This window comes from Nocardia paucivorans NBRC 100373, assembly GCF_000308675.1.
Lineage (GTDB): Bacteria > Actinomycetota > Actinomycetes > Mycobacteriales > Mycobacteriaceae > Nocardia > Nocardia paucivorans.
In genome coordinates, this window is record NZ_BAGE01000038.1 from 241,184 (window position 1) to 264,780 (window position 23,597).

Below are 23,597 nucleotides of genomic sequence, written 5' to 3' on the forward strand. Positions count from 1 at the left end.
CCGTTCATCCCTGTCGTTGTCCGGCCCGAAGGAAACGCCCGGTGCGGGTGTTGCCCAGCACCGGATCGGCGATACCGTCGCCGAAAACGTAGCGACCGCCGATGAACACCGCCGACACCGCCGCATCATTGCGGTTGACCATGCGCTCCAGATTCCCGTACTGGGCGACAGGGCTTTCGGCGTACTCGTCGAGGGATGAGTCCAGGCCCTCCGGGTCGATCACCACCACATCGGCACGGTCGCCCTCCCTCAGGTGTCCGGCATCGATGTCGTACCAATCGGCCAACTCTCCGGTGATCCGATGCACGGCCCGTTCCAGGGGAATAACCGGACGACCCGCCTGTTCGGCCCGATACATGCGGCGCAGGAAACGGAGGCCGAAATTGTAGAAGGCCATATTCCGCAGATGCGCGCCCGCATCGGAGAAACCCAGCTGAATACCCGGGTGGGCGGCGAATCGGTCCAGGACCTTCGGCCGGTGATTGGAAATGGTGGTGCGCCAACGCAGTTTGGTGCCGTGTGCCACGACCAGATCCAGGAAGGCATCCACGGGGTGCAGGCCGCCGCGATCGAGACCGACCTGGCCGAAGCTCTTGCCGACAACGGTGTCATCCGGGCAGGCGACGATCTCCGCGTCGAAGAAATCGCGATGCCAGACCCGCAACCCGAACCTGTTGTCGTAGTCCTTGCGGAACCAGCGACGATAGCTCTCGTCCTGCAGCAACGCATTGCGTTCCACCTGGTCGGCCAGATGCAGTGCGGCCGCGCCGGAGCCGAACTCCTCGAAGATCACCAGATCGATCCCGTCGGCATACACCTCGAACGGCACCGGCAGATGCTGCCAGCGGAAGTCCCCGCCGAGCGCGTTCACCATCCGGGCCAGCGGCCCCATGATGGTGGCGGCGAAAGGATTCGACTTGATATCGGCGGCGGACAACAGGGTGGTCTTGAGATTTTTCCGGACGATACCGAGGCTGCTGAAGATCATCGCCCCGAGACTGCGCGGTGAGGTGATATCCGGCCCGCCCTGCAGGACTCGTCCGCGTTCCCGCAGAATGGCGTTGAGCCTGCGGCGTTCGGAGGCCTTCGCATAGGTGGAGGGCAGAGTGCGTGAGCGGCACTGCTCCCCGTCCACCTTGTCGAACAGCAGTTGCTGTGCCGACATCCCGATGAATCCCGCGTCCAGTGCCTCGCGCAGCGCCGCCTCCATCGCCGCCATCTCGGCCTCGGTGGGCCGAACCTCTTTGCGTGTCGCCCGGTCCAGGCCCATCTGCGCGGTGCGGATATCCGAATGACCCAGCATGGCGGCGATATTCGGGCCCAGAGGCAGCCGTTCCAGGGCGGAGATGTACTCGTGCGCGGAGTTCCAGGTCTTGACCTCGTCGAGGGTGTCGATCACATACTGTCGGGGGATCGCCTCGACCCGGCCGAAGATGTCCCCGGCGCCCACGGGGTCGATATGCACCGTCGACAGCGAACAGGAACCCAGCAGCACCGTGGTGATCCCGTGTCGCACGGATTCGGACAGCGACGGGGTTTTCAACACCTCGATGTCGTAGTGGGTGTGGATATCGATCATTCCCGGCAGCACCCATTTGCCCGTGGCATCCACCACATTCGGGCAATCGGTCTCGTCGAGCGGCTGTTCGGACACCGTGGCGACGCGATCTCCGCGCAACCCCAGATGCCGAATGGCGGCCGCGGCCCCGGTGCCGTCGAACCAGAGGCCGCCTTTGATGATCGTGTCGTAGCTCACTCGGCCATTGCAGCCGATCGGTCTATACAGCGTCAAGACCCAGCGGGGAGCCGACAGCGGCCACCAACGATCCATGCGCCGAACGTCGACCGCTCATGCGCCGGCGACGGTCGGGTGCGGCCCACCGCTCGACCGCACCCGACCGGGTTGTGCTCAGTCGGCCGCGACCTCGCTGCGATCACCGCTCCACAGCGTGTGGTACTTACCCGGGGCGTCGATGCGCTCATAGGTGTGGGCGCCGAAGAAATCGCGCTGTGCCTGGGTCAGCGCGGCGGGGAGACGTTCGGCGCGCAGCGCGTCGTAGTACGACAGCGAGGAGGCGAACGCCGGCACCGGAATACCGAGCAGGGTGGCGGTGGAGACCACGCGCCGCCAGCTGTCGATGGCCGTTTCGATCGCCTCGCGGAAGTAGGGCGCGAGAATCAGGCTGGGCAGTTCGGGTTCGGCCTCGTAGGCCTCCTTGATGCGGTTCAGGAAGCGGGCGCGGATGATGCAACCACCACGCCAGATGGTGGCCAGATCGCCGGGCCGCAGGTTCCAACCGTACTCCGCGCTACCCGCTGCGATCTGATCGAAGCCCTGAGCGTAGGCCACCACCTTCGAGGCGTACAGGGCCTGCCGGATGTCCTCGGTGAACTGGGCGACATCGGTGGGTTTGGCGGCCAGGGTGCCGGAGGCGAGTCCGCCGGCGACCCGACGCTGCGCCCGGGAGCCGGACAGGGCGCGGGCGAAGACCGCTTCGGCGATCCCGGTGACCGGGATGCCGAGATCCAGTGCGGACTTGACGGTCCAGCGGCCGGTGCCCTTCTGCTCGGCGGAGTCGACGATGACATCGACCAGCGGTTTACCGGTCTTCGCGTCGACCTGGTTCAACACCTCGGCGGTGATCTCCACCAGGTAGCTCTCCAGGTCGCCGGTGTTCCACTGGGCGAATACGTCGGCGATCTGCTTGGCATCGAAATCCAACGCCGCCCGGAACAGATGGTAGGCCTCGCCGATGAGCTGCATATCGGCGTACTCGATACCGTTGTGCACCATCTTCACGAAGTGACCGGAACCGTCGGGGCCGATATGGGTGCAGCACGGGGTGCCGTCGACCTGCGCCGCAATCGACTCCAGTAGCGGGCCCAATGATTCGTAGGACTCCTTCGGGCCGCCCGGCATGATCGAGGGGCCGTTCAGCGCGCCCTCCTCGCCGCCGGAGATACCGGCGCCGACGAAGTTCAGCCCGCGCTCACGCAGCGCGGCCTCCCGGCGGATGGTATCGGTGTAGAGGGCGTTACCGCCGTCGATGATGATATCGCCGGGTTCCAGGGCGGCGGCGAGCTCTTCGATGACCGCGTCGGTGGCGGCCCCCGCCTTGACCATGATGAGCACCCGGCGCGGCTTCTCGAGCGCCGCGACGAACTCGGCGATGCTCTCGGTGCGGATGAAATCGCCTTCGTCGCCGTGCGCCTCGAGCAGCGCATCGGTCTTGGCGACGCTACGGTTGTGCAGCGCCACGGTGTAGCCGTGTCTGGCAAAGTTGCGGGCGATATTACTACCCATCACCGCCAGCCCGGTGACCCCGATCTGTGCACGCGCTGTGGAGGACGCCATGAACCTGCTCTCTTCGGTCGACATCTACAGGGGGTGGCCGCGATCGGCCGCTCGGTGGCATATCGACTGCCTCGATCTTTCTACCCCGTGGGCGAACCGTGACCACAGCCGGTCCGGGTCCGTGTCCCGGATCCGGCCGACGAACCGTCGGTGATTCGACGTGTCACCCGGTCGGGGGAGGAGTCGTGTGACGCCGGCCGAGGGAGTGTCCGGACCCTGTCGATGCTGCCGGGCGGTTATGTGATCGTTGCGCCTTCGTTCGACAGGACGCGGTGGACGCCGGTGAAACGGGTACAACGGATTGTGTGCGGACTATCACGTATTACGTTGTGCTGCTGAGTGTTCTGGCTTTCTGCGGTGGTCTGTCGGTTGCCTCGGAGCCGGTCGCGCAGGCTGCTCCACCGGGTGCGTACTCGGTTCGCGAAGAGCCACTCGACGATCGTGCGATGACCATCGACGTGTACTCGCCGGCGATGGACCGGGTGGTGACCCAGCGGGTGATTCGGGCCGCGAGCGGGAAGCCGGCGCCCACCCTGTACCTGCTCACCGGGATCGGTGGCGGACTGGACGGGATCTCCTGGTGGGACGACACCGATGTTCGTCGATTCTTCGCGGACAAGAACGTGAACGTGGTGATGCCGTTGGGTGGTGCCTTCAGTATGTATACAGACTGGCAGGCCGACGACCCGGCGATCGGACGGCACCGGTGGCAGACCTACCTCACCCGGGAACTGCCCGCCGTCATCGACGCCAGACTGGGTGCCACCGGCAGGAACGCGATCGCCGGGGTTTCCATGAGCGGGGGTTCCGCCGTGGATCTGGCCGTCCAGGCGCCCGAACGCTATCAGGCGGTGGCCTCCTATAGCGGATGCCCCTGGGCGGCGGACGCGGCCGGGGTGGCCATGGTCAGTGCCCAGGTGGTGCGTGGCGGCGCGAATCCCGGCAATATGTGGGGCGCGCCGGGAAGTATCGGTTGGCAGGCCCATGACGCGTTTGCGCGGGGTGATCGGCTCGCGGGGAAGACCATCTATCTGTCGGCGGCATCCGGGATGCCCGGGGAATACGACCGCGGTTGGGGCTTTCCGCCGGTAGAGGCCATTGCGAGCGCCTGCACCTCGGCATTCGCCGCTCGGCTGAGTCAACTCGGGATACCGGCCATCCATATCGATCGCCCCACGGGCGCGCATACCTGGGGACAGTTCGAAACCGATCTGCACGATTCCTGGCCCCACCTGGCCCGGGCCATCGGGGCCTGAACCGTATCCGGGGCCGGGCCGGCCGGCATACCGTGGACGGCAGCGGTCGATTGCGCCACCGGGTCGTCCCGGGGCTTCTGTTCTCGGGAAAACGCCGTAGCGGATCGTATCGCTCCCGAAAATCGGTTGCCGCTCGGCGGGTCGGCGACGATTGTTCGCGAGGACCGAGCATGGTCGTATCGGTGAGCTCGTGGGAGCGGAACGGTCTCCAAAACCGATTCCCGAGGGTTCGACTCCTTCCACCGGTGCCGAATCGGGAGTCCGGTTCCCCGAAGGGCAGGGGTGGTCAGCGGACGAGTGAACGACCGATCACCACACGCTGGATCTGATTGGTGCCCTCGAAGATCTGGGTGATCTTGGCCTCTCGCATGAATCGCTCGACCCGGAAGTCCCGGGTGTAACCGTAACCGCCGAGCACCTGCACCGCGTCGGTGGTGACCTTCATGGCGGTATCGGTGGCCACCAGTTTGGCGATACTGGCCTGCTGGGAATAGGGGAGCCCGGCGTCGCGGCGGCGGGCGGCGTCGAGGTAGGTGGCGCGGGCGGACTGCACCGCCGCGGCCATATCGGCGAGCAGGAAGCTCAGGCCCTGGTGTTCGATGATCGCCTTACCGAAGGCAGTGCGCTCCTTGGCGTAGGCGACGGCCTCGTCGAGTGCGGCCTGGGCCAACCCCACCGCGACGGCCGCGATACCGAGCCGCCCGGAGTCCAGGGCGCTGAATGCTATCTGCAGGCCCTGACCCTCGGCGCCGATTCGGCGTTCGACGGGGATGAAGGCGTTGTCATAGTGGGCGGATGTGGTGGGTACCGCGTGTAGGCCCATTTTCTCCTCGGGCCGGCCGAAGCCCAGCCCCTCGGTGTCCTTCGGTACCAGGAAGCAGGAGATCCCGCGGGAGCCCTCGCCGGTCCGAGCGAACAAGGTGTAGAAGTCGGCGATGCCGCCGTGGGTGATCCAGGCCTTGGTGCCGGTGATGGTGTATCCACCGTCGGTCGCGGTAGCCCTACAGGCGAGTGCGGCGGCATCGGAGCCGGCCTGCGGTTCGGACAGGCTGTACGCACCGACGGTGCCGCCGCCGAGCATCTCCGGCAGCCAGCGCCGCCGCTGTTCGTCGGTGCCGAACTCCATCAGCGGATAGCAGGCCAGACCGTGCACGCTCACCGCAACGGCGATCGCGGCCCACCTGCTCGCCAATTCCTCGAGCACCTGCAGATACACCTCGTAGGGTTGACCGCCGCCGCCCCATTCCGTCGGATACGGCAGGCTCAACAGTCCCGCCTCGCCCAGGGTGGCGAAAACACCCTCCGGGTAGGTTTCGGCCTTTTCGTGTTCGTCCACGATCGGCGCGAGCACCTTGTCCGCGATATCCCGGGTGAGTTGGATCAGCTCACGGGCCTCATCTGTGGGTAGCAATCGTTCGACGGCCACGGTGCTCCTCGGAATACGGCGGGACAGTACTCGACGTCCCTTACAGTACTGAGCCCGCCCGGCGCGCCCTGTGCCACCCGTTGTGGCCGGTCGGCGGCGCGGGCGCGGCGGGGGTTTGTCCCATCGGCGTTCATCGGGTCGACCGCATGCGGTGGGCCCGCTTGCATTCGCGGGCCTCCCTCCCGGCCACGATCATTCGGTTCTCGAGCTCGATCGCCCGTGCGGAACGAGGCGGGTGCGTAGGATGAGAACTTGAATAACAAGTTCCCTCAACCTCTTGGAGGCGCATCGTGGCGGCTCGGGAAAACGTGCGGACGACCCCGCATGTCGTGGTGGCGGGGGCCGGGCTCGCGGGTCTGTGCTCCGCGGTGTGGTTGTCCGAACAAGGCTACCGGGCGACCCTGCTGGAACGGCGCGGCAGACTCGGTGGACGCACCGTCTCGTTCGCCGTCGCGGGGGTGGAGGGCCTGGTCGACAACGGGCAACATCTGTTCGCCGGCTGCTACGACGCCCTACTGCGCTATGTGGACACCATCGGCACCCGGCACCTGTTGCACTGGGATGAGCCGCCGTTCGCCATCCGCACCGGCCCGGAGGAATTGCTGACCGTCCGGGGACCGAACTGGATGCCCGAAATACTGCGTCGCACCGTCGGCCTGTCCTGGATGATGTGGCCGCCGATCCCGGTGACGGACCGCTTCGCCGCGGCCCGGGCCTGGCTGAGCATCATCCGAGCCGTGCGTAAACCTGCCGCGGATCTCGACACCATGACCGTGGACGACTGGTTCCACCGGATCGGTGCGCCCCGGTCGTTGCGCGAACTCGTCCTGGACCAGCTCGTCATCGGTTTGCTGAACGAGAAACCGGAGCGTGTGTCGGCCTACATGTTCGCTCGAACACTGCATTTCATCGGCGCACGCGCGCTCGCCGGCAATGCGCGCGCCGGTGACGCGGCATGGCCCACGGCGAGTCTGCACGAGCTGTTCGTCGAGCCCGCCGAACGATTCCTGCTCACCCACGGCGGCCGGATCCACACCAGGACGGGCCTGGACAATGTGCGGATCCGGAACGGGAAACTCACCGGGATCGGCTGCACCGACGGCCGCGTCATCGACTGTGACGCGGCCGTACTGGCATTGCCACCGTGGGCGCTGAGCGCCGTGCTGGATCGCTCCGAACTCGGTCGGTACGAATTCTTCGACTCCGTACACGAAATCGAAGCGGCCCCCATCTCGAGCGTCTACGTCTGGCTGGATAGGCCGTTGCGAATGCGGCGGCCGGCCGAGAATCTGCGCGACACCACCATCGAATGGGTGTTCCACACCAGCGGTATGCGCCAGGGCGATATCCGGTCCGGTCACTGCTATTCACTGGCGGTGAGCGCCTCCTGGGATGTCGTGCACCGACCCAATGCCGAATTCGTCGCCGCGGCACTGGAATCGTTGCACAAGCACTACCCGGAGTCGCGCAACGCCGAGGTCCTGCGCACGCACGTCATCCACCAACCGCAGGCCACCTTCTCCGCCCGTCCGGGTTTCGAATCGCTGCGGTTGGACCAGACGACCCCGATCGCGGGACTCTTCCTCGCCGGCGACTGGACCCGCACCGAGCTCCCGTCCACCATGGAGGCCGCCGCGGAAAGCGCGGTTCGCGCCACCACCGCAGTCACCGGATATCTCGACCGTGTCGGCACGGGAGCCGGTTCGACCGCGGCATGAGCCGCCGGCGGCTCGCCCCGGGTCGACGACCGACCGGTGAACGCATGGCGGGACGGCGATCGATGCGCGAAGATCGGCGGAGCGCCGGTGACGGGGCGGGAACCGTGATGGGGTGATGCAGGTGATACGACACAGGGATACGGTCCGCGCCCATGGCCGCGGACCCGCCGGCAATCGAACGGCCCGGGCGGTCGGTGCATGATCGCGGCGGCATGGGACCGCCTCCGGCTGTTCAATATCGGCGACCTGTTCGTGCATCGCGGTCGCACCTTGATGTCCCTGACGGTGATGGCGGTATCGGGTTCGCTGTTGGTGGCAGTGCTCGCCATCGCCGGATCGGTGACCGGATCGGTCGACAAACTCGTCGACGGTCTCGGCGGTAGGGCCGTCCTCGAGGTCAGTGGTATCACCGACGCCGGTTTCGGCGCGGAACTGCTGGAACCGATCGAGCGGACCCCCGGTGTCGCGACAGCGGTACCGATGCTGCGGGTGCAGGTCGGCGCCGGGGACGAACGGGCCCTGGTGATCGGTGCGGATTCCCGGATCACGGCGCTCGAGGGCGATCTCACCGGATCGCTCACCGGCGACCCCATGCGCAAACTGGCGACCGTGCCCAACGGGGTGCTGGTCGGCCCGGCATTCGATTACCGGGAAGGCGACACCTTCCCGCTCGGCTCCGGAACCGCCACGGTGGCCGGTTTCCTCGAGGGCGCCGCGGCCGAGCTCAACGGTGGTCATATCATCGCCGGGCCGCTACCGTTGGTTCAGCATCTGACCGGCCGGGAGGGTCGGCTCGATTCGGTGCAGATCATCCCGGGCCTGCGCGCCGATGTCGAAGAACTGCGCGCCGCGCTGACCGATGCGGTCGATGGCCGGGCCGTGGTCGCCGACCCCGCCGGCCGCACCGCCCGGGCCGCCGGCGCCGTGATGATCGTGCGGTACTCCTCGCTCATGGCCGCGGCCGCGGCGCTGATCGTCTCGGCGTTCCTCATCTACAACGCGATGGCGATGGCGATCGCGCAACGCCGCCCGACCCTGTCCATGCTCCGCGCCATCGGTGGTGAACGGGGACCGATGGTCCGCGACCTACTCGTCGAGGCGGCACTACTGGGTTTGTTGGGCGGCGGACTGGGCGCACTGATCGGAATCGCCATGGGGCGGATCGCGATCGAGCGGCTACCGGCCGCGATCATGCAGTCGGTGGAGGCGCGGATCGAATACCTGGTGCCCTGGTATGCCGTACCCGCGGCGATCGTGGCCTGCGTGATGGCCACGGTGACGGCTGCCGCGCTGGCGGCGCGGGCGGTGTACCGGGTGGAACCTGTCGAGGCCCTCGCCCCGGTCGGTACGGCCGACACCGATACCGCGAGCACGGCCTTGTGGTGGGCGTCCCTGATCGGCGGCGGAGCCCTGGCCGTTTTCTCCGTGTTCGTCGCCCGGACCGATCTGGGGCCCTGGTCGCTCATCTCGATCTCCACCTCGTTCGCCGCGGCGATCGTGCTCTGTTTCGCCGCGACCGGGCCGATCGTTCGAGTGACCGGAGCTATCGCCCGCCTGTTCGGCGCCCCCGGGGCGCTCGGCGCAACCACCTTGGAGCGCGCCCCGCGACGGGTGTGGGCCACCGTGATGACCGTGCTGATCGGGGTCGCCGCGGTGGTTGCGGTGGGCAATGCCTCCCGCAATATGGTCGATTCGACCACCGCGGGCTTCCGGAATCTCGGCAATACCGCCTTCTGGGTAACCCCCGGTTCGATGGCGCAGTTCCCGACCGGCCCGCTACTACCCGCCGATCTGCGGCAGAAGGTGGCCGCGGTTCCCGGGGTGGCCGCCGCCCACCCGGCGCAGATGGCGTTCGCCACCCTCGGCGCGGGACGGGTGATGTTGCAGGGCTATCCGATCGGCAGCGACAGCCGTCGCCTCGGTACCGATATCGACGACGAGGTCATCCCCCGTATGGTCGCCGGCGAAGGGGTGGTGATCTCCCGCGATATCGCTCGCGCCTTGCGGGTGGAGGCGGGCGCCGACCTGACCCTGCCCACCCCGACCGGCGAACACATCGTGCGGGTTCTCCAGGTGATCCCGTATTTCACCGTGGTTGCGGGGGTGGTCATGATGGGGCTGGACCAACTGCGCGAATGGTATGGCCGTCCCGGCGAAACGGTGCTCGCCGTCGATCTCGAGCCCGGCGCCGATCCCGAGACGGTGCGCGCGGCCATACGGCAGGTCGTGCCCCCGGAATTCCATATCGACTCCGGGGCCGAGGCCGTCGCCGCGGTCTCCGGTAGCGTGCGGCAGGGTGCGGAGCTCAGCACGTCCATTCTGTGGATCGTGGTGGTGGTGTCCACCGTGGCGCTGTTGAACACCCTGATGCTGTCGGTGCTGGAACGTCGTCGGGAAATCGGGGTGCTGCGCGCCATGGGCACCGGTCGCGGATTCCTGCTGCGATCGGTGTCGGCCGAGGCCGCGGGAATCGGACTCGTCGGCACCGTCATGGGCATCGCCCTGGGCGCCGGTGTGCACTACCTGAGTACCGTGGCCATCGGACACGCGACGAGCATCGATATCGGTTACGAACCGAGCGCGCTGGTGCTCGGCTACGGGATGATCGCAATGGTTTTGGCCCTCATCGGCTCCGTGCCCCCCGCTGTGCGGGCCGCGCGACTGCCGATTGTGCAGGCACTCGCGGTCGACTGACCGGTCGGAAGCGGGGCCGGGTCACGACCCGGCGGAGCGGCGAACTACCGGCCGAAGGTGTATCGGATACCCACCTCGCTGATCGGATTGCGTTTGGCGCTCTGCTCGGTGCCGCCGTAACAGCCCAACGGTTGATCGAGCGTTCGGGCCGGGAAGCTCTGCCGAACGGGCGTGTCCGGATCGATGAGACCGAGTTCGATTTCCGCGGTATCAGGCCTCCCGGGCCGCCGAGACGAAGATGTCCCGCAGGGTGGTGAGATACCGCTCCACCGAATCGTGTGCCACCGGGGTGTCGGGGTAGATCACGCTCAGAGTGGTCTCGTCCGGCAGCCGGTTGATCCAGATGAGTACTTCCTCGCTGGCGGCGCGGTTGCCGTAGAGCCCACCGCGGGCGAAGTCGAACAGCTCACTGCCCTCGAAATCGCGGGCGTCGACATAGGAGATCATCGGGTTCGACCACCCCGGTTCGACCGAGATTCCGCTACCGGGGGGCACCAGTTCGAAAACCCGGTGAATCGACACCGATTTCAGGCTCATCCCCTTCTCGTAGGCACGTTGGGCACGCGCCACGGTCTTGGCGAAGGTGGCCCGCAGACCGATCGGAAACGCGACCGGGACCAACGCCACATACCAGCCGACCGAGGTCATCTCACGGATCGAGGAGCGGGTGTTGATCGGGGTGATGCCGAAGTAGTAGTCGCTGTCGACGAGTTGCCGCTCGGCCAGCGCCGCCGCGGCGAAAACGCCACCGGTGAACTCACCGCCGTTGTCCCGACACAGTTGCTCGAACCGGGTCGCGTCGTCTTCACCGAAGATCGAGATCGTCCGATGGGCGCTGCGGGTGTAGCCGTCGGCGCGGATACCGAGTTCCAGTGGGAAGGAAGGCAGTTCCCCGCCGTTGCCCCGCAACAGCTGTATCCAGGTCTGCACACCGGGCGAGGCGAGGGTCAGCTGCGCCGATTCGGCCCGCTCCCGGGCGCAGTAGTCGAGATAGCTCGCCGGTGCCGGCATGAACGGGGTGTCGTCCCAGGCCTGTTTCGCATACAGGTAGGACAGTTCGTAACAGGAGATGTGCTGGGCGACGGCGTCGGTGTGCAGATGGTCGACGGCAATGTAGATGGTGGTGGAGCCGTCGTGCTCGATCGTGCCGAAGGTGAAACAGTCCCATTGCGAGGGCGGGGGCGTCTGTTTCTGGACGAGCTCGCGGATGGCTTCCACATTGTCGATATGACCGTGCTCCACCGGAACGAAATCCACCACGTCCGGGTCGACCATACGGCGCAGTACCGCTCCGGTTTCGTCGATGGAGAACCAGCTGAGGAACGTGTCGTGGCGGAGCAGGAACTCGTTGACGGCACGGGTCATCGCATCCCGGTCGAGAGCGGTGGGGACCTCCGCGGTCACCAGACACAGCCCGGAGAACCGGAAGTCGGCGCCCGCGTGACGATGCGCGGCCCGCAGATAGTTCTCCTGTTGATGGGAGGGCGGAACGGGATGTACCGGAGCCTCGGCCGCTCGGGCCACCGATTCGGCGGAGGCGACCCAGCTGACGACCCGGCCGGGGGTGGGGTTCCATTCGTCGATCAGACCGAAATCGACCATATCGTCTTTCCTCCACTACGGTGCCGCGGCGGTCGCATCGGCGATATCCGGCCGGGTGACCGGATCGGGCAGCGCCAATGTCAGCGCCGCCATGCCCACGGCGACGACCGCGATCGCCGAAAACATGACCGTACTGCCGCCGAGCGTATGCGCTCGAAAGAACGTGGCACTCAACAGGGCCAGACCGACCCCGTTGCCGATCTGTTCGATTGTCGGCACCACGCCGGAGGCCTCCGCCATCTGCTGCTCGTTCAGCCCCGACAACATCAACGGTTGCAGTGGCACGCCGAAGAGTCCGACCCCGAAACCGGCCGAGAACACCGGCCCGGACACCAGCCACAGATTCACCTCGCCGTCGGTGATCCACAGGTAGACCACACCGACGGCCACGCACCCGCCGTACAGTGCCAGGCCCGCCGCCAGCACCCGAACCCCCCACCGTCGCACCGCCGGCGGGGACAGTAACGCGCCCGCACCCGCGCCCAACGCGAACGGTGTCATCGCCAGGCCCGTGCGCAGGGGCGAGAAATGCAACACATCCTGCAGGGTGATGGAGATGGCGAACACGAAAGCGGTGAACACACCGAAGAAGCAGGTCACCAGTACCGAGCCGAGGGCGAAGCCACGGTCGGCGAACAGGTACGGCCGGATCAACGGCCCGGCCGCGCGTCGGTCCAGATAGCGTTCGTACCACAGGAAAACCGCGCCGACCACGATCGCGCCCGCGATCACCAGACACGGGATCGGTCGCCATCCGGTGTGGTGGATCTCGGCGAGCGCGTACAGCAGACCGAACAGCCCCACGGTCGACAGCACCACACCGCCGAGATCCAACCGCGGTCGCTCCGGCGACCGTGGTGACCGCAGGTATCGCCACGCCAGGACGAAGGCGACCGTTCCCAGTGGCAGGTTCATCAGGAAAATCGAATTCCAGCCCAGCCCGGCGATATCCGCGGTTACCAGCACCCCGGCGAACAACGGCCCGCACATACCGGCGAATCCCGCGGTCGCGCCGTAGATCGCGAACACCACCGGGTGCAGCCGCTTCGGGAAACCGGCGGTGATGATGGCGATGGTCTGGGCCGCCATTCCCGCGCCCGCCATGCCTTGCGCCACCCGGGCGATCACCAGTTCGGTGGCGCTGCCGGACATCCCGCACCACACCGACGCCGCGGTGAAGACGACCACCGAGACCAGGAACATGGTGCGTCGTCCCATCAGCGCCCCGATCCGGGCCGCGATCAGCAGGGCGCAGGCGAAGGCCAGCGAATACCCCGACACCATCAGCAGCTGCTGAGCGGACGAGGCCTGCAGGTCGGAGGTGATACTCGGCAGCGCGGTGTTCACGATGGTCACATCGATCATCTGCATGAACACCGAGATGAGGCAGGCGGTGAAGGACAACCAGGCCGCGAGTTCGTCCCCCGCCCGTGTCTCGGCGGGCGGGGGATCGGTCCGGGTCATAATGGTGATCCTTCGGCCTCGATCACCGACGCGGTATCGGCCGGGGATGTTTCACCGGTGGGGCTGTCGGATGTTTCGTTCCCGCTCGTCGCGGCCGGGTCGCCGTTCGAGTGGTTCGTCTCGATAGTGCCACCGTCGGATCCGGCCACGGCGTTGGACGTGGGGGCGTCGACATCGGCCGTGTCGGGGGTATCGGCGGCTTTCGCGGCCACCCGGGCCTTGACCAGGCTCACCGTGGGCGCGGTGGTCTCCGAATTCTTCGCCTGTTCGTTTGCCGCAGCCATCTCCGCCGCTCCGCTCGCCGCGGCGAGCGCGTTTTGCATGGTGGGCATGCCGGGCACACCGCCCTGCGCCGCCCCGAACTTGTTCGAATCCGAAGCCAGGATCAACTCGGCCACCTTCGGGCCCGCCTCTTCCAGACTGGCCGTGCGCGGGATCTGCAATGTCATCAATTCGATGCCGAGCTGTTTGCTCACCCGTGTGCCGTATTCGACGGCCATGAGCGAGTCGAGACCGAGTTCGGTCACCGGCACGGTCAGATCGATACTCTCCGGTTGGACGCCCATGACGGACGCCAATTCCTCGGCGAGCCTGCGCGCGACATAATGTCCACGTTTGCTTTCCTCCATGGCCGCCAGTTCGGCTTTCATCTTCGCCATCTGGCTCGCATCCTCGTTGGAGGATTCGACCAGTTCGGCCAGCCGCCCGGTACGAGCCAGCGGCGGAACCGCCGCGGTGAGCCGCCCCCAGTCGGTGGGGATGATCGCCGCGCGGGCGAGCCCCAGCCGCAGGGTCTGCTCGAGGTAGAGGGTGCCGTCGACCATATCGATCGGTCCGAACCCGGCCACCTCGAGATATTTGGCGACCTTTTCATCGGCGGCCATCCCCCCGGTCGCACCGGACATGTGCCCCCATCCGACGGCCAGCACCTTCTCGCCCGCTCGGGACCATTCCTCGGCCAGCGCCTCCACCGCGAGATTGGCGGCGGTGTAGTTGTACTGGCCGAAGATGCCGAACATGGAACCGCCGGAGGAATACAGCACGAACATGTCCGGTTCGATTCCGGCGGCGGTGATCGCATCGTGCAGCACCCGCGCGCCGTATGTCTTCGACCGGTACACCCTGGTGAGTTCATCCATGGTCATGAGCTCGACCCGGTTGTCGGCGACTGCCCCCGCGGCGTGGAAAACCCCGCGCAGGGGGTGTTCCGGCGAATGGGATCGGGCCACCAGCGCGGTGACGGCCTCGGCGTCGGCGATATCGGCGCGTTCCTCCACGACCGTCACACCGGCGGCATTCCAGGCCCGCAGCTGCTGTCGGGCCATATCGGAACTCGCACCGCTGCGGCCGACGAGCACCAGTCGCCGCGCTCCCTTGGCGACGAGCCAGCCGGCGGTGGCCAAACCGAACCCGCCGAACCCGCCGGTGATCAGATAGGTTGCCGTGGAGTCGATTTCCAGTTCCGGCAGCAGTGGCCGCACCGGCGGAACCTCGTCCGCCAGCCCGATTGCAACCCGACCCGTCCTGGATCCGCGGATGACATCGTCGAACGCCTTGGACAGCTCATGGGTGGGGTAGATGTGGTACGGCAGCGGATGGTAGGTCTGCTCGGCGAACTTCTCCAATACCCGGCGGAACAGATCGGCCAGCTGCTGTGGTCGGATGGCGGCCATCCGGTCCAGATCCATCGAGAAGTACGACAGGTTCTTGTCGAAGTAGCCCATCTCGAGCACGCCGCCGGTGTAGATATCGGCCTTGCCGACCTCGACGATGCGGCCGAACTCTCGGATCGCCTTGAAGTTCTGGCGCAGGATCTCGCCGGGCGCGCTGCTCAGGATCACATCCACGCCCTGACCGTCGGTGAGAGCGAGAACATCGTCGGCGAAGTTGAGCGACCGCGAGTTCAGCGCGTGGTCGGCACCGAGTTCGAGAATGTGCGCGCGACGTTCGTCGGTGCTCGCGGTGCCGATGATCCGGGCCCCGACCGCCTTGGCGACCTGGATGGCCGCCATACCCACGCCACCGGCCGCCCCGTGGATGAGCACGGTTTCCCCGGGTTGCAGCCGGGCCAGGTCGAGCAGCGAGTACTCGGCGGTGCCGAACGCGGTGGTGCTGGTGCACAGTCCGGGGTCGGTGTCCGGGGGTAGGGGGATGACCAGATTCCGGTCGAGTACGTGGTATCGGCGCATCATGCCCTTGGCGGCGAGGGCGACCATATCGCCGACCTGGATATCGGTGACGTCCGCGCCGAGCCGCACCACCTCACCGACACCCTCCATACCGGGCACGGTGCCGAAATATGTTTCACCCAGTTCACGTTCCCCGAGCAGACCCATCACCTTCAGCGGGTCCTTGTAGTTGAGTCCGACGACCTTCATCCGGACCTCGATCTGTCCCGGCCCGGGATCGCGGCGCGGCACCTGACGCCACGCCAACCCCGACAGCAATCGGGTGGGAGGAATCTCCAGCGCGAAATCGGCCTCCGGATCCGTCAACGGCTCGGACTTCTCCAGGGCCTCGATCCGTTCCGGTAGCGGTGTGGTGACCACCGGTAGCCAGCGGTCACCGCCGCGCAACAGCACCTCGTCGGAGTTGTCGTAGCAGAACGCGCCGGGGATGGTGAGTTCGGTGCGCAGTTCGTCGACGGTGGTGTCGGGTTCGACGTCGATCAACCGCCACCGCAGATACGGCTGCTCGTTCATCAGGACCCGGCGGGCCCCGGCCAGCGCGGTCTGGTGTGAATTCGGTGGGGTCGGGCTGTCGGGGAGGGTGAAGGCGCGCTCGGTGACGAGTGTGACATGGCACAGGAATTCACCGGCCGGGTTCTGCGGTCCGGTTTCCTGCGTGCCCTCGTTCTGGTCGGCCCGTTCCGTGACGACCTCTTCGGTGAATCGGGCGATGGTCACCGCGAGCTGTTTCAACGTCCACAGCTCGGCCAGGTCGTCGGTGATATCGCCGGCGACCACACAGACGTGTACGCGCTGGATTTCGGGCGTGGCTGCCGACCGCAACAGTTCGGTGAGTCGCGCTTCCGTTTCCGCGTCGTCCCGTTCGGTGATCAGATAGCGGCCCTCGGCCACCTCCGCCGCCAAGGCCTCGGCCCGAGAACCCGCGCCGAGCGCGACGACCACCGTGGCGGCCGGTCCCGAATCGGGGAGCGCGGAGGTATCGATCGGCTCGGCCTTCTTCATGGTGTCGGTGTAGAAGAAGTCGGCCATCTGGTGCATCGGACTACGGCCCGGATTCAGGGTGCCCAACTGGACGCCCTCCAGATGCAGAACCAGCATGCCCTCGGCATCGAGCAGTTGGACATCGGCGAGGTGGGAGAGGGTGCGGTCGCGGCGGGCCACCACGGTGACCTCTTCGGGCAGTTCGGCATACATACGCACCGCAGACACCCCCACCGGCACCATGGCACCCTCACCGAGAGCGTCCTCGGCGAACAGCAGCGCCACGGTCTGCATGGCGGCGTCCACCACCGCAGGATGGGCCAGATGTCCGGAGCCGGCGGCGATTCCGGCGTCGACGGTGGCCACCACGGTGTCCCGACCGGCGCGCACCGAGGTCACCCGGCGGAACGATTCCCCGTACTGTAGGCCGCGGGCGGCCAGGGCGGTGTAGAACATCTCCGGAGCGAACTCGACCGCGGATTCGAGTTCGGGCACACTACCCCGGACGGGTTCGTAGGTGCCGGTCTGCAGGCGGCCGAAGGCGTTGACGGTCCATACCGAACCGGTGGCGCTGCGCGACCGGATCACGAACCGGTTGCTCGCCTCTTCGACATTGAATTCCACGAACGGAACATCGGGGCCGGACATCACCAGTGGGGCGACGAAGCGCAAACCCTCCGCCCCCACCCGTTTGTTCGAGGCCCGGGTGGCCGCGGCGCTGAGCGCGGCATCGATATAGGCCGCGCCCGGCATGATCCGCACTCCGCCCACCACGTGATCGGGCAACCAGGGCAACAGTTCGGTGCCCACCAGTAGCAGCCAGCTCGCGTTCGCGCGGCTCTCCAGATCCGGATCCCCGAGCATCGTGTAGGTTTCGCGACTGCCCAACCGCATCTGCTCGAACAGTGGCAGCGGATTGTGCAGTCGGGTGTTCTGCCACGGATACCGCGGCAACCGGATATGCGGTGTGGCCGGAGCATTCGTCGGGAACAGGGTGTCCAGGTCGAGAACGCCCGCGCCGTAGAGACCGATGATGGTGTTGCGGATGCTGGTGTCGTCGTCCTGTTTGCGGTTCAGCGTGGCGACCGTGGCCCCCTCGACATCGGCGCCGAGCAGGACCTCCCGGACGTTACCCGACAGCACCGGGTGCGGGCCCACCTCGAGGAATACCTTGTGCCCGGCCGCGACCAGCCCGCCGACGGCATCGGCGAACCGCACCGGCTGCCGAACGTTGGCGCACCAGTACTCGGCGTCCCAACCGCCGTCCTCGGTAACGGCGGCGCCGGTAACCGTCGAGTACAGGGGAATGGTGGGTCGCTGTGGTTTCAGATCCGCGAGCGCACTGCGCAGCTCGTCCAGGATCGGGTTCATCAACCGGCTGTGATAGGGCACCTCGACCTTCAGGGCTCGCGCGAAAACCCCTTGCTCGCTCAGTTTTTCTGCGAGTTCGTCGAGACGGTCCACATCACCGGAGAGGGTGAGCGAACTCGGGCTGTTCACCGCGGCGATATCGATGGATTCGTCGTCGTCGCCGATATGTTCGCGCACCTGCTCGAGTGACAGTCCCACCGCGAGCATCCCGCCGGACCCGGCGGTGGTGGCCTGCAATCGCGCCCGGTGGTACGCCACCGTCACCGCGTCCTCGAGTGACAGCATGCCGCTGATATAGGCCGCGGACACCTCGCCGACACTGTGGCCGACGATCGTTGTCGGAGTGATGCCGTATTTCGCCAGTTCGGCCACCAGCGCCACCTGGACCAGGAAATTGGCGGGCTGGGCAACCTCGGTGGTGGTGACCCGGGATTCGGCCTCCGGTCGCAGCAACTCCTCGATGATCGACCATCCGGACACCGCGCGGAACGCGTCGTCGACCTTGCGGGCCTCCGCGGCGAACACACCGTCGGCGGTGAGTAGATCGCGGGCCATACCCCACCACTGCGGGCCCATACCGGAGAATACGAAGACCGGTTCGGGGACGCGCCGGCTCACCGTACGCACGGCGTCGCGGCCTTCGCCGCCCGCATACTCGCGCAGTGCGCGAATCATATCGGCGCGTTCACGCACCGGCACACCGGTGCGGAACGGATGATGGGCGAGCCGGGTCCAGGCCGCTTCGGCCAGATGGTCCGGGTCGGCGCCCTCGGCGAGCAGGTCCGCGAATCGACCCGCCATGGCGCGTACTGCCGGCGCGCTGCGCGCGGAAACCGGCAGCACACCGAGGTGACGCCGCGGGCCCGGCCGATACGCCGGCTCGGCGGAATCGGGACGGAATTCCTGCAGGATGGTGTGCGCGTTGGTGCCCCCGTAGCCGAAACCGTTGACCGCGATCGTCATCGGTGCGGCGTCCGCCGGTAGCGGCTGCGCCTCCACCTGGATGTGCATATTGAGGTCGTCGAAGGGGATGTCGGGATTGGGCTTGTCCAACCAGCCCTGTGGGGGAATGGTGCGGTGGTGGATGGCCAGCGCGGATTTGATCACACTGGCGATACCGGCCGCGGCCTCGGTATGCCCGATGGTGGCCTTGACCGATCCCACCCCGAGACTCGCCACGCGTTTCTCGGCCGCCCCGTACACCGCACCCAGGGCGCGCAGTTCCACCGGGTCGCCCACCAGGGTTCCCGTGCCGTGCGCCTCCACATAGGTGATCTCCTCCGGGGCCAGACCGGCTCGGGCGCAGACCGTGCGGGCCAGGTCCTCCTGGGACTTGTCGTTGGGTACCGTGATTGCCGTGGTGCGTCCGTCCTGGTTGGCACCGGTCGCCTTCACCACGGCGTAGATCCGGTCGCCGTCGCGCAGGGCATGGTCGAGTTTCTTCAGCACCACCATGCCGCCGCCCTCGCCGCGTCCGTAGCCGTCGCCGGAGGCGTCGAAGGATTTACACCGACCGTCCGCGGCGAGGAACCCGCCTTTGCACATCATCACGAAGGTTTCAGGCTGCAGCATCACGCTCACCCCGCCGGCCATGGCGACCGTGCAGTCACCGTTCTCCAGTGCCTGGCAGGCCAGATGGAACGCCACCAGCGACGACGAGCATGCGGTATCGACGGTGAGCGCGGGTCCGACGAAGTTGAGCGCGTAGGCGATTCGGTTCGACAACATGGTGTACGACGCGCTCGCCGCCGTGTGCATATCGACGTGGGCCAGCGCGGGGCCAACCACCCCGACAACCGACTGGTCCACCACGAAACCACCCACGTAGACACCCACCGACGCGCCGGCGGCCTTCCCGGCGAACCCGGCATCGTCCAGCGCTTCCCAGGACACCTCCAACAGCAGTCGTTGCTGGGGGTCCATCTGAACCGCCTCACGCGGCGAGATGCCGAAGAAGTCGGGATCGAACTCCCAGGGGTCGCCGGTCATGAAGGCGCCGTGCTTGGTGTAGCTGCGACCCGGAACCCGCCGATCCGGGTCGTAGTAGCGCCGGTAGTCCCAACGGTCCGCGGGGATCTCGACGACGGCATCACGTTTATCGATCACGAATTCCCAAAACGATTCCGGTGAGTCGATTCCTCCGCCGAAGCGGCAACCGATACCGACGATGGCAATGTCCGACATTCCTTGTCCTCCCGAATTGGGGTGATCGAGGCCGCTGTTCCCGTTCGGGAAATGCTCGAATGATCATGTGGGGCAGAGGATCTCGATGATAAGGGCGCGCTGTCGCCACCGGGGGGCCGAAAATGACCGGCGCGGACACCGGAAGTGCGCAACAGACCCGGAGTCGCTCTGACATCGGCCCCGATGCTATCGAGGTCCGTGGGGATCGGAGTATGGCTCGCGGCAAGGTTCCCGCACCGCACAAGTGTCGAAAACGGTGATTGTGAACCGGAACAACCTCGTTGCCGCCGCCGGTGTCGAGGCCCATAATGTCCGCCCCGTCCTGTCGGCCCGACCCGAGACTGTGCTCATAACCGCGACGTCCTGGCCCATTCGGGGATTCCGGTCGCGGAAGGTGCGCCGTGCGGGGGTGGTGACCATGGCCGGACGCTATCGATCGGTGTCCCCACCCGTCGACATTCCGGTGTGATCGTGTGAGTCATGTCAGTCGGCAAGTGTTCTCGTTCTCACCGATCCCGAACACGTGAACGGGGCCACGTGGACGTTTCGCCGTCCCGGATGCCATCCGGGCGGGAGCACGGTGACGCGACCGAAGGGAAGCGTGGTCTCGGAGGCAGGTCCACCCGTGAACGGGCAACGCGCCGAACGTGTTCCGTGGCCTCGTCGAACGGCGTGCGCTGGTGTACTCCGACCACCTGAACGACAATCAGAGGGTTGTTCGTTTGAAGGGAGTCGTTGTGGTCGGACAATACACATCGGCGCTCGAGCGTGAAATCGTGGATATGCGTGCGCAGCACGAATCCTTCGTGCGCACGGGCGCCCAGTGGTCGTTACGGGCCCTGTTCAGCACACCGGAATGCGATATCGCCGAGTACTGTCGTGGTTTCGCCCCGAGCCCGTTCGGAACGGAGGCATGTGCCGAGGTCGAGAGAATCTGTCGCGCCCAGAGTATATGGCTCGAGCCGGGTGGCCCGCACTACAACAGCATGACACCGTATCTGCACCCGGGGGCCGTCACCGCCGAACGATTGACGATCATCGGGTTGTTCAATGCGATCCTCTTCTGGCTCAACGATACGGTCGGACGGGAGAAGTTCGGACATCTGGACTCGGCCGAACAGGAACGGGCCCGGCTCGCCGCCGACCGGATGTGTCGGCTCCTGGAATCCGGTACGCTACCCGGCGCCCCGAGTTCGTTGGAGACGGCGACCCAGGATTTCCTGGCCCGCCTGTCCGGTCTGGCCGAGCCCCGCTGGCTCGAGGAATTCCTGAAGTCCACGGTGGAGCACCTGCGGACCGCCATCCGCGATCAGAATGCCCGCTCCCGCGGTGACATCCTCAGCGTGGCCGAATACATCGATCTGCGTGCCGAGGTCTCCGGTATGTACCCGGCGATCGCGCTGTGCGAATTCGGCCGGGACGCCTATCTGCCCTGGGAGCGCCTCACCGAGGCCGGTATCGCGGATGATCTGCGTCGACTGCGTGTGCTGACGGCCGAAATAGGGGCACTGATGAACGATATGTTCTCCTTCGAGAAGGAGTGCATAGTCGATCGATCGGATTTCAACCTGATCCCGATCTGCCTGCTCAATCGACCGGGGGCCGGTTTGGCCGAGGCCGTGCACGAAGCCGCCGAAATCGTCCGCGACCGCCTCGACGAATTCCGAAGCCTGCACGACCGGGTCGTCGAGCGGTATGCGGGTGTCGACGGCGATATCGGGGCTGCGCTGCGCGTGCATCTGGCCGATCTTGTCGCCTGCGTCCAGGCCACCTGGGTATGGCAGCTCACCACCAGTCGCTACAAGGGGGCGAGTGTCTTCGAGGAGAACACACCGAGCTGACCTGCGGGGGCGGCCGCCGGCCCCGGCCTCCCGCGCCGGCGGCCGCCCCCGGTGAAACTTTTCGAAGTGGTCACGGCCTGTCCCGCTCGTAGCCTTTGGGTACGCTAAGTTCTTACGGGCCGCGGAGTATGTGATGGTCGCGGTTCGGTAGGGCGATACGGGGTACGAACGACGGAAGGTTGTGGTGGAGGAGGCCGAGCGCCGTGAGGTGGCGCGGTCCTGGTCGCAGGCTCTGGCAACCGTCTGCGGATTCTCCGGACCCGCGCGGGAGGCCGGTCCGCTGTTGGAACGCGCTGTCGATCAGCTCGACGCGGCGTTGGCGGCCGAGCCCTTCCGCGCCGAGGTGGGGGCGCAGGTGGGTGCCACGCTGGTGACGGCGGGCCTGACCGCCGATTCCGTGCTCACGGTATCGGCGTTGACCTTGAGCAGACTGGCCGATCCGGATGATCCGGAATCCGGCCGGCGATTGGGGGCATTGCTGGCGTCCGTCGGCTCCGGTTTCGAGGCGCAGCGGCAGGCGCTGCGCAACCCGGACACCTCTTCGGCCCATTCCGCCCAACCCGATATCGACCACTCCGCCAACGAGCGGTTCCGCGTGGTATTCGAGAACGCGGCCGTGGCCATCGCCATCGGCGACACCGACGGCAGGCTGTTGGACGCCAACCGGGGGCTCGCCGACATGATCGGGGTGCCCGTCGAAGCGCTGCGCGGCATCTCGGTGTACGACTTCGCGCATCCGCAGGATCGGGAGCGGATCCGGCAGATGCTGTACAACAACCTCGTCCCCTCCGGTGAGGGCACGGTGAAATTGGAGCAGCGGATCGGTCGCGCCGACGGCAGCTACGGTTGGGCCTCGTTCTCCATCACCTTCGTCAAGGGTGAGTCGGGGCAGTCCGACTATCTGCTCGCGGTGGGGGAGGACGTCACCGAACAGCACCGTATGCGAGAAGAACTACGTCTCCAGGCCCGTCGCGATCCACTCACCGGACTACCCAACCGACGCCATCTTCTCGAACTCCTCGACGCCACGATCGAGGCGGCGGGCAGTGAGGATCATATCGGCCTGTGCTTCGTCGACCTCGACCGATTCAAGGAGGTCAACGATCACTACGGTCACGGGGTGGGTGATCGGGTCCTGACGGCCGTCGCGCAGCGATTGCACGAGAGCGTGCAGGGCTCGGGATGTGTGGTCTCCCGCATCGGTGGCGACGAGTTCGTCGCGCTGATCCCACCACCCGTCGACGATGTGTCCGTGGCCGAAGTGGCGAATCGGTTGTTGAATGCCCTGGCCGATCCCGTCGATATCGGCGCCCACCGGCTATCGATTTCCGCCAGTATCGGTGCGGTCGTGACAACCGTTGCCGGCGGTACCGCCGAAACGCTTTTCGACGCCGCCGACACCGGCCTCTATCACGCCAAGAACAACGGTAAGGGTCAGTGGGTGCTGCACACCCTCGAGACGCAGGATCGCCCGGCGCGACCCGATATCCGATAGCGGAATCGGGTCGCGGGGCAC

At 66.6% G+C, this 23,597-nt stretch carries 11 protein-coding genes; 5 read left to right on the forward strand and 6 right to left on the reverse strand.

Translation table 11 applies throughout. From position 1 onward, the window contains the following. Positions 1-4: 4 nt before the first annotated feature. Together ON32_RS10440 and gnd are read right to left on the reverse strand one after the other, a co-directional pair. Positions 5-1,756 carry an N-acyl-D-amino-acid deacylase family protein gene (locus tag ON32_RS10440; RefSeq protein WP_040790603.1) on the reverse strand — a complete coding sequence of 584 codons (1,752 nt, stop codon included), beginning with the start codon at positions 1,754-1,756 and terminating at the stop codon, positions 5-7. 153 nt (positions 1,757-1,909) lie between these two features. Beyond that, a complete protein-coding gene (gene gnd, locus ON32_RS10445) occupies positions 1,910-3,355 on the reverse strand; it encodes an NADP-dependent phosphogluconate dehydrogenase (protein WP_174361616.1) in 1,446 nt (481 codons plus the stop codon). A 446-nt stretch (positions 3,356-3,801) separates the two neighbouring features. Between gnd and ON32_RS10450 the strand changes: the two genes are divergently transcribed. Beyond that, positions 3,802-4,611, forward strand: a complete 810-nt coding sequence (locus tag ON32_RS10450) for an alpha/beta hydrolase (RefSeq protein ID WP_085995160.1) — start codon at positions 3,802-3,804, stop codon at positions 4,609-4,611. A gap of 286 nt (positions 4,612-4,897) precedes the next feature. Here the strand turns inward: ON32_RS10450 and ON32_RS10455 are convergent, their stop codons facing one another. Beyond that, complete coding sequence (locus ON32_RS10455) at positions 4,898-6,037, reverse strand: acyl-CoA dehydrogenase family protein (protein WP_040790606.1); 1,140 nt, start codon at positions 6,035-6,037, stop codon at positions 4,898-4,900. Positions 6,038-6,327: 290 nt separating this feature from the next. On the opposite strand from ON32_RS10455, the gene hpnE reads away from it, so the two are divergent. Further along, on the forward strand, positions 6,328-7,755 hold the full coding sequence (gene hpnE, locus ON32_RS10460) for a hydroxysqualene dehydroxylase HpnE (protein ID WP_157224153.1): 1,428 nt from the start codon (positions 6,328-6,330) through the stop codon (positions 7,753-7,755). 198 nt (positions 7,756-7,953) lie between these two features. Next, on the forward strand, positions 7,954-10,449 hold the full coding sequence (locus ON32_RS10465) for an ABC transporter permease (RefSeq protein ID WP_040790608.1): 2,496 nt from the start codon (positions 7,954-7,956) through the stop codon (positions 10,447-10,449). Positions 10,450-10,659: 210 nt separating this feature from the next. Here ON32_RS10465 and ON32_RS10470 read toward each other — a convergent pair whose 3' ends face one another. Genes ON32_RS10470 through ON32_RS10480 form a run of 3 tightly spaced genes read right to left on the reverse strand, consistent with a single transcriptional unit; the run spans position 10,660 to position 20,240 of the window. After that, entirely contained in the window at positions 10,660-12,051 is a 1,392-nt protein-coding gene (locus tag ON32_RS10470) for a condensation domain-containing protein (protein WP_040790609.1), read from the reverse strand. 15 nt (positions 12,052-12,066) lie between these two features. Then, positions 12,067-13,515, reverse strand: a complete 1,449-nt coding sequence (locus ON32_RS10475; protein ID WP_040790610.1) for an MFS transporter — start codon at positions 13,513-13,515, stop codon at positions 12,067-12,069. Further along, positions 13,512-20,240 (reverse strand): type I polyketide synthase, encoded by a 6,729-nt coding sequence (locus tag ON32_RS10480; protein WP_085995154.1) that lies wholly within the window; start codon positions 20,238-20,240, stop codon positions 13,512-13,514. Before ON32_RS10480 ends, ON32_RS10475 begins: the two co-directional genes overlap by 4 nt. Positions 20,241-20,977: 737 nt before the next feature. Here ON32_RS10480 and ON32_RS10490 point away from each other — a divergent pair. Both ON32_RS10490 and ON32_RS10495 read left to right on the forward strand, forming a co-directional pair. Then, positions 20,978-22,081, forward strand: a complete 1,104-nt coding sequence (locus ON32_RS10490) for a terpene synthase family protein (protein WP_245550931.1) — start codon at positions 20,978-20,980, stop codon at positions 22,079-22,081. Positions 22,082-22,265: 184 nt separating this feature from the next. Continuing rightward, positions 22,266-23,576 carry a sensor domain-containing diguanylate cyclase gene (locus ON32_RS10495; protein WP_245550932.1) on the forward strand — a complete coding sequence of 437 codons (1,311 nt, stop codon included), beginning with the start codon at positions 22,266-22,268 and terminating at the stop codon, positions 23,574-23,576. The last annotated feature ends 21 nt before the right edge of the window (positions 23,577-23,597 follow it).

Excerpts from the sequence above, each read along its gene's own strand:
- ON32_RS10475 (WP_040790610.1), bottom strand. The coding sequence starts at position 13,515 with ATGACCCGGACCGATCCCCCGCCCGCCGAGACACGGGCGGGGGACGAA.
- ON32_RS10470 (WP_040790609.1), bottom strand. The coding sequence starts at position 12,051 with ATGGTCGATTTCGGTCTGATCGACGAATGGAACCCCACCCCCGGCCGG.
- ON32_RS10480 (WP_085995154.1), bottom strand. The coding sequence starts at position 20,240 with ATGTCGGACATTGCCATCGTCGGTATCGGTTGCCGCTTCGGCGGAGGA.
- gnd (WP_174361616.1), bottom strand. The coding sequence starts at position 3,355 with ATGGCGTCCTCCACAGCGCGTGCACAGATCGGGGTCACCGGGCTGGCG.
- ON32_RS10465 (WP_040790608.1), top strand. The coding sequence starts at position 7,954 with ATGATCGCGGCGGCATGGGACCGCCTCCGGCTGTTCAATATCGGCGAC.
- ON32_RS10450 (WP_085995160.1), top strand. The coding sequence starts at position 3,802 with ATGACCATCGACGTGTACTCGCCGGCGATGGACCGGGTGGTGACCCAG.